Genomic DNA, 13,775 nt, shown 5'->3' on the forward strand with positions numbered 1-13,775 from the left:
GTACGTACTAACCACTGTACGGATGTCTACGTCTCTACTAACCAATAACCACTAACCATTAACCACTAACCACTAACTATTAACAATTATGCTTTATACTCATAATCAAAAATTTCTACCATCCGTTAATATCGATGAGTTTTTACCACCAATTAGTCGTTGGACAACCTTAGCTGGTATATTTTTGGTTACAAATGTCGCCACAGCGATCGCTCTTGCTTCATACATTAAATATAATGTCACTGTCAAGACTTCTGCAACTGTACGTCCTACAGGAGATATTCGGATTGTACAACCAGAAATAGAAGGAACTGTTAAAGGTATCTTTGTTAAAGAAAATCAGATAGTTAAACAAGGAGATGTAATTGCGAAGCTTGATGATATGGAATTACATATCAAAAATAGTCAATTACAAAATAGTATTGAAGAAGCTAATTTACAATTAGCTCAAATTCAAGCCCAAATCCAAGGTTTAGATATTCAAATCAACGCAGAAAAACAAGTCATTGAAACAACAGTTATTTCTGCTCAAGCAGACTTGGCACGTAATCAAAGAGATTATCAAGAAGAACAAGTCAAAACTCAAAGCGAATTACTATCAGCAGAAGCAAACTTGCAAAAAGCTGAAGCGAGTTTAAAAAAAGCCAAGGCTGATTTGAATTTCGCTAAACAGGATCGCGATCGCTATAAAGAATTAGCACAATATGGAGCGATTGGTAAACGGGATTATGAGCAGAGAAAATTAGCTGTTGAACAAGCAGAATTAGCAGTAGAGGCGGAAAAAAGAGCTATAGATATAGCTAAAGCTAGCCTCCTAACAGCGAAAGCTGCTCTGAATCCGAGTGCAGCAACTGTGGAAATTGCTCAGGAACGCATAGCACAAGAAAAGGCAAAAGGTCAATCTAGTATTGCTGCTTTAATTAGAGAGAAAAATACTTTAATTCAGCGACAAATTGAACTTAGAAATCAAATTAAACAATACCAACAGGAATTACAAAAAAATATAATTCAAATGCAAAGTAGTGTCATTCGTGCTACTAGCGATGGTGTGATTCTCAAGCTCAATTTACGCAATCCTGGTCAGGTAGTACGTCCCTCTGAACCTGTTGTAGAGATTGTCCCTCAACATGCGCCTTTAGTCGTGAAAGCCATCATTCCTGCGGCTGAAATTAAAAAGGTGGAAATTGGTCAAAAAGTACAGCTGCGAGTTGATGCTTGTCCGTATCCTGATTATGGTACTCTCCAAGGTGTTGTTACTGCTGTTTCTCCAGATACAATCGCACCTGTAAATAATTCAGATGTGAGTGCAGCAAGTAATACAAGTCCTGCTGCTGGATCTTTTGAAGCAATTATCAAACCAGAAAGTTACAGTTTTGGAAATCATGAACATACCTGCAATCTGCAAGTAGGTATGAATGCATCTGCTGATATTATTTCTAAACAAGAAACAGCCCTAAAATTTTTACTTAGAAAAGCCAGATTAATCACTGATTTGTAATATTTAATAAATCTTTAATTCAGGTAAAAACTATGCATTTTTCGGTAATAAAAACAGCTTGTTTAGACAATTATCTTGTCTACTTCAAGCAATTATTTGAAGAGAAATATATCGTATGTTATTTAATACTACTCCATTTGTCTGAGAAAATAATAAAGAAATTAATGTGCTGTGAATTACCAATTAACTGTACAAATTTTAATTTTCATCTTCTACTTTATGACACTAATTTTGTTAGTGAAAAAATTGTATCAAACTCAACAAGCATTGCAATGGTGGTCTTGTAGACAATCACTAAAAATGTTCTTGGAAGCAGAAAAAATTCGAGACGGTATATTACAAGAATCTTTTACTATTCGTCGTAGTCTAGAACTCTTGCCAGGAGTAAATTTAGATTTATCAACAAGTAAAACTCAAGAACTTTTAAAAAGATTTGACAATTTTCACCAATCTTTAGTGCAATTGAGCGATCGCTTATTTCCAGTGTATATCCAAGACAATTTTCCTTTGGCAATTCAGCATCTATTAGAACCCTGGTTTACATCTCACTCTCAGATATGTTTTCATCTTGATATGCCTAAGTCTTGGCGACATGAATCAGTAGATCGCAGTCTAATTATTTTAAGGACTCTAGAAGAGTTACTGAAAATTAGTTTACCTGAAGTTTTAACCCAAGTTTCTATTTACATCTGTCTACAACAACAAGTTAATCTCGGTAAGCTTGTATTACAAATTACTTATCCTGATATTTCTACTCTTGTATTTTACAAAAATTTACCTGAGCGAGAATATATTTGTAAAACTTTTAGATTTTTAACATCAGGCAAATGTTTTTGCTGTATTAATAACCTCAGTTTAGTCTGCTACCTATATTGGTAGATGATTATGCTTATACTAGAATAAAAATTAAAGTATTTTTAAATAAATTTTAAATTATCATTTTTAATACAGAGTATTTATTTTAACTTTTACTATTAGCCAAGAATTCTGAACAAAATCCAAGCTCCCAGATTTATCTGTGGAATCAATCCCAAATCCAAAATCTAAAATTCAAAATCGAAGAACCTGTGGAAAACTCCACAGAGCGTATCTACACTCTATGACAAGCTTTGAATTTTCTAGGTAGCAGTAATAGTTATCTACTCAATTGTTGGGGTGTGAATTATGAAACAAGCGTTAACAAAACAAGCATTACTAAAAATTTTAGTCATAGATGACCATGAATCAGTATTGGGTGGAACCATAGAAGTACTACGAAAAAAGTACGTGGATGCTCAATTTCTCACAGCGGTTACGGCTCAAGAAGCGCTTGAGCAAGTAGCAAAGATGCAACCTGATTTAGTAGTTATGGATCTTTCTCTACCAGAGAGTCCTGGCAAAATGGCACGACCAGATATAGGTGTCAAACTACTTAGAAACTTGATGAAACATCATATAAATTTGAATATCGTCGTCCAAAGCGCTCATGTAAGAACATTAGTACGAATCAGACCTGATATTGATATTCATAAAGGAGGTTTTACAGTTGCTGATAAAAGTCTTTCTAGCCAAGAAATGTTGACTAGGGTAGATTGGGCATTACAGGGATTAACTCATACAAAAGATATTAAAGGTGTTCATGCTGGATTAGAAGTAAAACCAGAATGGTTAAGGGTGCTAGCTCTCGCATTTGAAGAAGGATTAACAGATAAGGCGATCGCAGAGCGCATGTGTGTTGGTGAACGCATGGTGCGTCATTATTGGAGCAAGTTACAAGATGCTTTAGATGTTTATCCTGAAGAGGGAAAAAATATGCGAATTCAAACGGAAATGCGAGCCAGAGAAGAAGGACTAATTGATTAATATTTAGCTGTTGGTAGTTCGTTGTTGGTTGAAACAAATACCAAACAACTAACATCAAACAACAAACAACAAACAACAAACCAATGCAGGCTGAACTGTGGAAAATTATTAAAGAAGAAATAGCCATTTGGCGTGTAGGTGCATTACCAGGAATAGCAGTTATAGCGCTGGTAATAATTACTCGTTTAAGTGGTTATATGCAATCTCTTGAATGGTTAGCCTTTGATAATTTTCTGCGTATACGTCCAGCTGAACCAATTGACGAACGTGTTGTCATTATTGGAATTAATGAAGAAGATATCCGTAGGGTGGGAACCTACCCCATACCAGATAGAGAAATTGCAGCACTATTGAGAAAACTCAATTCTCTAGCACCCACAGTCATTGGTCTTGATATTATTAGAGATTTACCTGTTGAACCTGGACATCCTGAACTAGTTAGTGCATTTCAGGATATCAAAAATTTAGTTGCGATTGAAAAAGTATTACCGGAAAAAATTGCTCCTCCGCCAACATTACCTCCAGAACAAGTTTGTTTTTCAGATCAAATTATCGATGCTGATGGGAAATTACGACGCAGTTTGTTGGCAACACCAACAGAACAAGGATACAAGTTTTCTTTGTCTATTTGCTTAGCAAAAACTTATTTAGCTAAACAAGGTTACACCCTAGAAAACGGTATTCGTGATCCCCAAGCGCTTAGGTTTGGCAATCTTGAACTACCCCGATTTTTTCCCAATTCTGGAGGATATGTCAGAACTGATGCTGGTGGAGTGCAAATGCTGCTCAATTTTCGCAGTGGTCAAAAAAGATTTAGAATTTTATCTCTTAATGATATTAAAAACGGAAAATATCAGCCGCAGTGGATACGCGATCGCATTGTCATTATTGGTGTAACTGCGCCTAGTGTGAAAGACTTCATCACTACTTCTGCGGTAACATCCATAAAACCTGCACAGGGACGTGTTTATGGAGCGGAAGTTCAAGCAGATGCTAGTTCTGCAATAGTGAGTGCGGTGCTGGACTCCAGATCACTGTTGAATAGTTGGACAGAGTGCTGGGAATATGCATGGATAATCAGCTGGGGTGTTTTGGGAATTGCTTTCGCCAGACTCACCAAATCCCCATGGCGAAATCTAGTTGCTGTTGTGATTGCCAGTACTATTTTAATAGCTGTTAGTTATTTACTTTTGTTGTATTGGGGTTTATGGGTTCCACTAGTACCAGCAATCCTTGTTTTAAATTTAAATGGTATTGCCATGACAGCTTTATACCAGTATGACCAAGCATTGCGTTCTAGAATAGAAGCTCGTCAAGCCCTAATTGAACGTACTTTTGAAACAATTCATAATGGGCCATTGCAAACTCTGGCTAAAGCATTGAAGACAATTCGTGAACAAGATTTATCGTCAGAAGAATTACTACCAGAACTTGAAAAAGAATTAGAAAAATTAAATTATGAACTAAGAGGTATATATGAATTTTTACAAAGAGAGCCTCTAACCCAAGATAGAAGTTTATATCTCGGAAATGGTCTGCTACTAAATTTACAAGACCCGATTCATACAGTTCTCTATCAAGTTTATGACCATACATTACAGCGAGAATTTACTTGCTTCAGTACACTTAGGGTTAAGATAGTAACATTTGATCCCATTGATGATCACCATTTAAGCATTGAACAAAAACGGGGACTTTGTCGATTTTTAGAAGAAGCTTTATGTAACGTTGGCAAGCACGCTACAGGTGTAACTCGCTTGGAAATCAGTTGTACCCAAAATGAAGGATGGTACACTCTGAAAATTATTGATGATGGCTTAGGTAGCATTGCAGCTAAAGAAGGTAGAGGAACACAACAGTTTAGAAATCTAGCTCGACAATTAAGAGGAAAATTCACGCGATCGCCTCTTTCTCCTCGAGGTACTCTTTGTGAATTATCTTGGCCTGTGGCAAAGTTTGGCTTTTGGTAATTGTTTTTATTCTTAATAAAAAATTCTTGAGCGATAATTCCGAACAAGGGCGATGAAAGCTACTTCTGGCCAATCTAAAACCTCAAATCTAACGTCAGATGACTCGTGTGAAAACCTGAAAAAGTGGCTTTCTGTAGGCAAAGTTCAGAATATATAATATATAATGATTTTTGTCTATTACTAATAGTCTGATTATTGCAAAGTAATATAATAAATATTATAAAAAAATGTGAGATATAGTAAATCTAAGCAAGCATTATGTAGTTTTCAGCAATGCGAATGACTAAAATATGAAATGAATTTAGTCATTTACTAGTAATACAATTAAGATAGATATGTAGCTTGACACACAAGACGTATTTCTCATGAGCAGTGATAATCGGCAATGACCTATGGCAAATGGTTAATCGCAATTAACTATTAATAATTGCTACTCTCCAAGCGACTACATATCTACTAATTACTATGATTTTTTTGAGTGCAATGCCAAGAGGGAAAGATAATGACTCACAAGCAGTGGCTCTTGCACAAAATTTTTAATCCTAAGATTTTAATAATTTGTGCTTTGACCATCCCTTTTTTGTTTACTCAAATAACTTTAGCTGCGTATAAACCTCCCCGGAATCAAAAACCACCAAGTGGTTATACAGAATCATCAGGAGTTAGGGGAAAATGCAAAGCTATAGATGCTGATTCTGTAACCCTGCTTGCTCCTTCTACACACATTGGACAAACCACATCCAGTCATCCCACCTTTGCTTGGTTTGTACCTCATCACCAAAGAGTTCCCCTTGAGTTCTCTATTTATGAGTTAGGCTCTAACGAGCAACTGAAACTAACTTATAAATCTCGATTGCAGAGTTCGCCAGGAGTAATGAAACTATCTCTACCAGAAAATTTGCCTGGCTTAGCTATGGGTAAAAAATATCTATGGCAGGTAGAAATTTTGTGTGACTTTAACCATCCTTCACGCAATTTACTAGCCACAGCAGATATTGCAATTGTACCCATGCCAACCAATTTACAAGCAGCACTGCATCACAAGGGCGATCGCACCCAAAGAGCTAGCCTCTATGCTCAAGCAGGTATGTGGTACGATGCCTTGGGTGAAGCCTTAGCTGACAGTAACGATGGCGAACTGGGAAAACTAGCAGCAAATTTATTAAAAGACCTAGCAAGCTTAGAAAAGTCACCAGAAATTAGAGATTTATCTCAAGTTGCTTTAGGACAAAATGAATAGGGGTCTAAAGCTCGCGAACACACCATCCGTTTCCTCCGTTTAGTTGGAAAAAGGGTAAAAGTTAATCTAAAACCAATTTCCTAAAAGGATGAATGGCGCCCAATAGTAAGGATGGGCATATTTTTTTCCCAGAGTAATCAGGTCTTGCTGTGCTTTCTGCAAAGCTTCTACTTTACTAAAACCGTAATCATACCAGTATTGATAAAATTTTGTTACTAAAGTCACTGTAGCCGCATCGTTGATTGACCATAGAGACGCAAGAGTACTTCTTACACCTGCTGAGACTGCTACACTAGCTAGACCCAAGTTAGTATGGTCATTTCCACGGGCGGTTTCACAAGCAGTTAATAACAATAAGTCAACTGAATTGATACCCTGGGATACGTTTTGAATCATACTATACAAGTCTGTCATGGTAAGCTTTTCGTTTTTACCAATGACGAGAAATGTATCTTCAGGAGCAATACCAAATTCAGCATGAGTAGCAATATGAATTATTGGATAAATACTATGCTGGAGTTCTGCTTGCAAGCGATCGCGTGTAAGATCCTGATTTAGTAACTGCTTGCTACCCGGTATAGTCATCAAAACCTGATCGATTTCTTTTTTGATATTGGTCAAAGCTTTATATCTACGACCATCCACCCTTGCATCTTCAGTCAGTCCCACAGCTAAAGCCCGTAAATTTTCTGATTTGATTTTGAATGGATCTGTTAAACTCAAACTAGGGGTAGATGCGATCGCGTATTTCTCGATTAGAAAATTCTGACCGTCATGTAGTGCTGCCATTGGTACACTACAGAGAAAACTGTCTGGAACAAAAACCAGTGTCTTAACTTGAAGTGACTCTAAATCAGCAGCAAAAGGATGAACTATCAAATCATATAGCTTTTGTGCCTGCCTGCGATTATAAATAATGTCACTGCGCCTCTCCAGCTCCAGGCGAAATTTGCTGATTTCATCTTTGAAGCTTTGACTATCAAAGTTGATCCACTTTAATTTGGTTTCACCATTAGGAAGATAAACTACAATTGCGGTACGCTCTTCTAGGACTATTGACCAAAATACAGCTGTATTTTGAATTTTGTCAGAGCTTAATAAATTAGCTTTAGTTGGATGAAACTTGATTGCTAGATCATCTTTGCGGAAGTAATTTCGCAGTTGTGCTAGTTTGAGAGCATCAAGGTAAGTGATTGCAGAATCAACTTCCTCAAGACCTAACTTTAGTGCGATCAACTCCCGATATATCGACTCTAACGTATCGTAAGGGTCTGGCTGTAAGTCTGGATTTGTGACAACTATCTGAGTATAGATTTTTTCTAGGGTCGTCACAGCTTGCTCGTATGCTGCGATGGCTTCCAGTGGTCGATTTTGTGATTTTAAAATTCTTCCTACTTGCCAATACCACAAATACAAGCTATCTTGAGCGTTTGGTTTTGTTTGTGCAATTTGTTGTGCTTGTTTCGTTAATTTCAGTGCTTGCTCGTAATTGTGGCGACACTCATAAATGTGACCAAGATTACCCAATGCTAAAGATAAAGCACGATATTCTGACAAGTTTTGAGCAACCGCTACAGCTTGATTGAGTAAATCAATAGCTTGTGATTCTCGGTCATCAGTTGGACATTTAGCAAAAGATAAATTTGTTTCAGCTGAAAAATACTTCAATAATTCAGCTAAGTCAATAGCCGCATAAGCTTTTGCTTCTGAAATTGGTAAACGTTCTAGCAGCAATAAAACTAGTTGTAATTGTGCTGTCGCTAGTTGTGATTTTCCAATTCGATTAGTCGGTGGAATAGAGTAAATTAATAATTTTATTTCTTTGAGTTTGTCTTTGAATTTACGGGAAATACTTAAACTTTTTTGGAAAGATTCTAACGCTTGAGAATCATATTTTGATGCTTTTTGTGTGAAATCTTCAGCTGCGTCAATTTCACCTGTATCCCAGGCTATTTTGGCATAGTTATAATTTTTTTGAGACAAATTGATATAAGTAATTCCCAGTTGATTGAAAGCAGCAGCTTGATATGCTAAATTATGAGTATCTTGAGCAGCTTTAATACTAAATTTTAAATCAATAATCGCTTTGTTATAATTGCCTGCAATGCGATGAGCTTCACCTCTAATTCGTAAAGCCGCAGACTCTAAATTATCATCATGGTGACTACGAGCAATTTGTAAAGCAATTTCAGAAAGCCTCCTGGCATCATTGGGTTCACCCAGGCTATTATAGACCTGTGCTTGCTGGATCAAAATTTGCCCCACACTAGGCCAGTTGTTGGTTTGACGATAATAGGCGACTAATTCTTCCCAATAGGCGATCGCTGCTTTGAACTCACCTATTTGGTGATATGCTTTTGCCAATTTCTCAACAATAGCTATCTTGCTGCTAACCCTTTGATTTTCATTGGATAGATTTAAAGCTATTTGCCAATCTGCGATCGCGCCTTGGAAATCTTCTGCTTCATATCTTTTCTCACCTCGCTTGAGCAGCTGATTGACATCAGTCGGTGGAGTTAGAAAGTTCTGAGTGTATTCATTTTGAACTACTGCTTTTACTGAAATTACTTCGCTAACTATTTTTGACCATGATGCAAAATATTTTATGCACAAGCCACAGGCAAAAATGCATATAAATAAAAACTGCAATAAGCGTCGGATATTTGATATCCGATGTCTCCTTAACATAGGACAAAAATGGTAATAAATCTTAATCGATTACTTTAGCTCATAGCCATAGAAAAATAGGTAGATTTTTTTCAAATCTAACGTTTTGATTACAAAAAAAACTGATTATTTATAAATATTCTGTAAAGAAATCATGTAAAGCTGCAAAATTTTTGCATATATTAAAATATTTATACTAAATAAAAAATACTAATTGAACTATTTTTTGCAATATATATCTGTAGGTAGATACTAATTGCCAAGTTTGGGTGATGTGGAAACCTTTATTTTAAAAGAAAATGAGGAAACAGCACGCACTCGTTAATGGGTAATAGCTTGTTGGTAATTGGGAAGAACTTGTTCTGAGTCTTCCAATAACCAATTCACAATTACCTATTACCAGACGCCTCCTATAAAGATGTACCCTAATTTGCGGCAAAGTGTCAAAATTCCATGCCACTATATAAAATAAAGCACTCAATTATAGTTAGTAGTAAAAGGAGGGCAGGTATAACGCTGTGCAAATCACATTCTTAGGGACGAGTTCAGGTGTACCAACACGATCGCGTAATGTTTCCAGTGTCGCTTTGAGATTACCCCAAAGAGCAGAGTTGTGGCTATTTGACTGTGGTGAAGGTACCCAGCACCAACTTTTACGGAGTGAACTCAAAAGCAGCCAACTCTCCCGAATTTTTATTACTCACATGCACGGCGACCATATATTTGGTTTAATGGGTCTGCTGGCCAGTTGTGGTTTAGCAGGCAATGTCGAACGCATTGATATATACGGTCCACCTGGATTGAATGAATATTTGCAATCAGCTTTGCGCTACTCTCACACACATTTTTCTTACCCTATCAAAGTTCATGCCATTCGTCCAGGGCTAATTTACGAAGATGACGAGTTTACCGTCACCTGTAATTCTTTGCATCACCGTATCACTACCTTCGGCTACCGGGTGGCAGAAAAAGACCGACCGGGACGTTTTGACATTGAAAAAGCCAAAGCTATGGGAATTCCCCCTGGTCGGGTTTATGGTCAACTTAAACGTGGTGAAACCGTCACTCTACCCGATGGAAGGGTATTGAATGGTGCAGATTTTAGTGGTCCAACAGAAATTGGACGCAAGATAGCCTACTGCACAGACACAATTTATTCTGATAACGCCGTGGAATTAGCACAGGATGCAGATGTGTTAATTCACGAAGCAACCTTTTCTCATCAAGATGCTGAGATGGCTTTTCAGCGTCTACATTCTACATCTACAATGGCGGCGCAAACAGCCTTAGCTGCTGGGGCGCATCGCTTGATCATGACTCATTTTAGCCCTCGTTACGCTCCTGGTAATGGCATAGAATTAAAAGACCTACTTCAGGAAGCCCGTGCTATTTTCCCCAAAACAGACATGGCTTATGATTTCATGACTTATGAAGTACCCAGACGGCGAGAAGCAGAATTAGCCTTTGAATATTGAAATAAAATTTAGGTAATGGGTAATCGGTGAGACTACTTGCCGTCTTGGCTTATGCCGAGATGGCAAAGAACCCGAAGGGTAATGGGAAAAACCAATGACCAACACCGAAGAGACGTAGCATTGCTACGTCTCTACAATAATGATTTGGCATCGAACTACAAAAATGTATGCACACATAATTCATGACCAAATTCAGCAACGCCATTTTTTTTGTGACAGTTTCAGGTGCGAAATGTAGAATATAAACAACATAAACACAACCAAAATCCATCAGTGTGCATCGGTGTACATCTGTGTTCGTTCTCTAAAACCCGATCTTCATCATCACGACAATCCATCAGCAATTAAACACTCCCGTACACAGGAACCGCCGCACCTCGAATATCTTTAGCTGCTTCCGAGGCTAAAAAGCAAATCACCTGCGCCAAAGACTCAGCTTTCACCCATTTATTAGCATTTTCTACACCCATCGCTTCCCGGTTACTAGGAGTATCAATAACGCTAGGAAGAACTACATTAGCAGTAATATTAGTTCCTTTGGTTTCGTCAGCGATCGCTTTCGTCAGCGCAACCACACCAGCTTTAGAAGCACAATAAGCTGCGAGCTGTCCAGATGGTTCCACAGCACCTCTAGAACCAACAGTTACAATCCGTCCATAGCCATTTTCTAACATTCTCCTCAGGCTATGTTTACAAACCAAAAAAGTTGTAGTCAGGTTTAAATCAAAATCCTTTTTCCAATTCTCCAAGCTGTATTCATGGGTTTTCCCCATCGCAAACCCACCCACCAGATGAATTAACACATCTACTCTTTGCATCTGGTTGATAATATTTTCTACTGAAGCTTCTTCTGCTAAATTTCCAGAGACAAACTTAATTCTGGCAATCTCAGCAGGTGAGAGAATTGCCTTGAGACGTTCGACTTCTTTGGGGTTGTAATAGGGAATTGTGATTGCTGCTGCTCCTTGCGCTAAAACTGCTGGTGTCACGCCTAAACCTAATCCACCAGTACCGCCTGTGAGTAAAATGTGCTTGCCTTTCATGAGTTTGTTTAGTTCTGCAATATATCAAATTCTCAATGGTTGGTAATTAAAATACAGCCAGAATTTCTTTCTACCACGCTTTTTAAACCACATGACAACTAGCGCTGGTATGAATTTCGGCAATACTGCCAATATCGAAGTATACAACCATAGTAAACCTTGACGCTCCACTAAGTCGTTGTACATCAGCTCTACTGTTGGATGTTGGCGATCGCGTAGATAGTCTCGAAATTTGTAATCACTAACAATAAAAGTTAGAGCTAGTAATATTAGCTCATCATACATTACGGCATGGGTAACATCATGATTTAATTAGCGGTATCATGCTTTATGCAATGATATTCACACCGACAGATGAACCAGTTTCAACCTATATCCGCCGAGCTATTACTCTGATTCTGAAATAAAAATAAAAGATTGTACTTTTCAAGGATTATATAGTGCCATAAAGTAGTAAGGTAGAAATTATGGATTGATAACAATTTAAATATGAGTTTTAATTGTAATCTTTAACTTGAATTTAACCTATTGACTCTATGGCTAGACGTACCTCTTCCCCATCTCCTGTAACTGCCACAACTACACTAGCTCTTTCATCTGTTCATATTCGTCTAGAAGCGCTAGAAAAAGAACATCAATGGCTGCTGAAACAGATTAAGAAGAAACAAAAGGAACTGAATAATTTTGTTGAGCAGATGCGCTCTTTCGCCACAGAAATATTTCATAGAGGTACTCCTAACTTTAAAAAACTTGCAGAAATCGACGAAGAAATTCATAGTTTATTCGATGAAATATTTGCCACGAGAAAGTTCGGTAAACAAACCAAGAAAAGTATTGAAGGAATTTACCGTAATCTCCAGATGGCAGGAATCATTAGTCCAAAACGCGATCGCGATGATTCAGACACAGAATTAGATGAACTGTTTGAAACAGATGATCAAAAGCAAGAATTTTTTGGTTCTTCTCAAAAAAACAATTATCAGCATCAACAACATTCAGAATTTACCGCTACAAGTAAATCTGATGAATCGAGAAAGGTTAGAAATACATTTTTGAGGTTAGCAGAAATATTTCACCCTGATAAGGTGACTGATGATGAAACGCAAATGCGTCATACAGAAATCATGAAGGAAATTAATAAAGCTTACCAAGAAGGGGATTTAGCTAGACTTTTAGAAATTGAACGCCAACATCAGGCGGGAGAATCTGTAAATAGCAACAATGAAGATGATTTAACTCGCAAATGTAATCGTTTAGAACAAGAAACTGAATTCCTCAAAACGCAATATGAGACAATTAAGAGAGAACTGCGTTTAGTCAAAAATACTCCAGAAGGGATGATAGTTGCTGATTGTCGCAAAATCGCCAAAGAAGGAATTGATCCTATAGATCAGATGTTAGGACAAGTTGAATCTGAAATTCAAGTTATTTCTCACATCCGCGATTTTGTGAAGGATTTTCGAGAGCAAAAAATTACAATCAAAGAGTTTCTCTGTGGACCAACTATTTTGCAACAGATGAACGAGGAAGTTATCGAAGATTTGTTAGAACAAATGTTGGAAGAATTAAATGCAAGAATAGTGTTTTAACAGTTATTCAGTTGTAGGTGAACACTATATACAATCTCCCACGATTGCGTGTGGGTCTTGATAGCGAGTCAAACGATAATCCGCCCAACCCAATTCGTGTTTACTTTGCTTTCAGCCATATTCAACCCAAGTTCTTAACCCATAAAAATTCTCAACATCTTTTGGGGTAATGTCTGGGTATTTACTCATTACATACCATACTCTGTGGCGAAGTTCTACCTGTTGTATCTTCTTATACTACTGCTCAAGTGAGACAACAGGGATAGCTTGAAATATTGGCGCGGACTTACCCATATCCTCATATCCCCCGTGTTTTTTGAAAGTTTACATAATCTTTAATTTTTTCTAGGATAATAATTCAAAGTATTTAAGTAACTTGATAGTTTTTTTTGAAATATAAAATACAAAGCATAGGAGTAACAAATTTTTGTTTGGATATTTGCAGACTCTT

10 protein-coding genes and 1 pseudogene are annotated in these 13,775 nt (G+C 37.3%); 7 read left to right on the forward strand and 4 right to left on the reverse strand.

The genetic code is table 11. The annotated features are described in order from the left end of the window. Positions 1 to 88: 88 nt before the first annotated feature. From NIES592_RS05685 to NIES592_RS05705, 5 genes are all read left to right on the forward strand, one after another. Positions 89 to 1,498 carry an HlyD family secretion protein gene (locus NIES592_RS05685; protein WP_073555161.1) on the forward strand — a complete coding sequence of 470 codons (1,410 nt, stop codon included), beginning with the start codon at positions 89 to 91 and terminating at the stop codon, positions 1,496 to 1,498. Between the two features lie 219 nt (positions 1,499 to 1,717). Further along, positions 1,718 to 2,377 (forward strand): hypothetical protein, encoded by a 660-nt coding sequence (locus tag NIES592_RS05690; RefSeq protein WP_073555321.1) that lies wholly within the window; start codon positions 1,718 to 1,720, stop codon positions 2,375 to 2,377. A gap of 285 nt (positions 2,378 to 2,662) precedes the next feature. Then, a complete protein-coding gene (locus NIES592_RS05695) occupies positions 2,663 to 3,340 on the forward strand; it encodes a response regulator transcription factor (protein ID WP_073555162.1) in 678 nt (225 codons plus the stop codon). An 83-nt stretch (positions 3,341 to 3,423) separates the two neighbouring features. After that, positions 3,424 to 5,310, forward strand: coding sequence for a sensor histidine kinase (locus tag NIES592_RS05700; protein WP_073555163.1), 1,887 nt, complete (start codon positions 3,424 to 3,426; stop codon positions 5,308 to 5,310). 502 nt (positions 5,311 to 5,812) lie between these two features. Next, the gene (locus NIES592_RS05705) at positions 5,813 to 6,550 is read left to right on the forward strand and encodes a DUF928 domain-containing protein (RefSeq protein ID WP_073555164.1); all 738 of its coding nucleotides are present in this window, start codon (positions 5,813 to 5,815) and stop codon (positions 6,548 to 6,550) included. A gap of 66 nt (positions 6,551 to 6,616) precedes the next feature. On the opposite strand, the gene NIES592_RS05710 is transcribed toward NIES592_RS05705, so the two are convergent. Then, positions 6,617 to 9,238, reverse strand: coding sequence for a CHAT domain-containing protein (locus tag NIES592_RS05710; protein WP_073555165.1), 2,622 nt, complete (start codon positions 9,236 to 9,238; stop codon positions 6,617 to 6,619). A 497-nt stretch (positions 9,239 to 9,735) separates the two neighbouring features. Here NIES592_RS05710 and NIES592_RS05715 point away from each other — a divergent pair, with 497 nt between their 5' ends. Continuing rightward, on the forward strand, positions 9,736 to 10,692 hold the full coding sequence (locus NIES592_RS05715) for a ribonuclease Z (RefSeq protein ID WP_073555166.1): 957 nt from the start codon (positions 9,736 to 9,738) through the stop codon (positions 10,690 to 10,692). A gap of 344 nt (positions 10,693 to 11,036) precedes the next feature. Here NIES592_RS05715 and fabG read toward each other — a convergent pair whose 3' ends face one another. Together fabG and NIES592_RS05725 are read right to left on the reverse strand one after the other, a co-directional pair. After that, a complete protein-coding gene (gene fabG, locus NIES592_RS05720; RefSeq protein WP_062243441.1) occupies positions 11,037 to 11,735 on the reverse strand; it encodes a 3-oxoacyl-ACP reductase FabG in 699 nt (232 codons plus the stop codon). Between the two features lie 24 nt (positions 11,736 to 11,759). Further along, on the reverse strand, positions 11,760 to 12,020 hold the full coding sequence (locus NIES592_RS05725; protein WP_073555167.1) for a hypothetical protein: 261 nt from the start codon (positions 12,018 to 12,020) through the stop codon (positions 11,760 to 11,762). Between the two features lie 251 nt (positions 12,021 to 12,271). On the opposite strand from NIES592_RS05725, the gene NIES592_RS05730 reads away from it, so the two are divergent. Then, positions 12,272 to 13,324, forward strand: coding sequence for a molecular chaperone DnaJ (locus NIES592_RS05730; RefSeq protein ID WP_073555168.1), 1,053 nt, complete (start codon positions 12,272 to 12,274; stop codon positions 13,322 to 13,324). A 5-nt stretch (positions 13,325 to 13,329) separates the two neighbouring features. Here NIES592_RS05730 and NIES592_RS24375 read toward each other — a convergent pair. Then, positions 13,330 to 13,522, reverse strand: a pseudogene (locus tag NIES592_RS24375) (IS701 family transposase); the annotation flags it as partial. Between the last annotated feature and the right edge of the window lie 253 nt (positions 13,523 to 13,775).

This window comes from Fischerella major NIES-592, assembly GCF_001904645.1.
Taxonomy (GTDB): Bacteria; Cyanobacteriota; Cyanobacteriia; order Cyanobacteriales; family Nostocaceae; genus Fischerella; species Fischerella thermalis.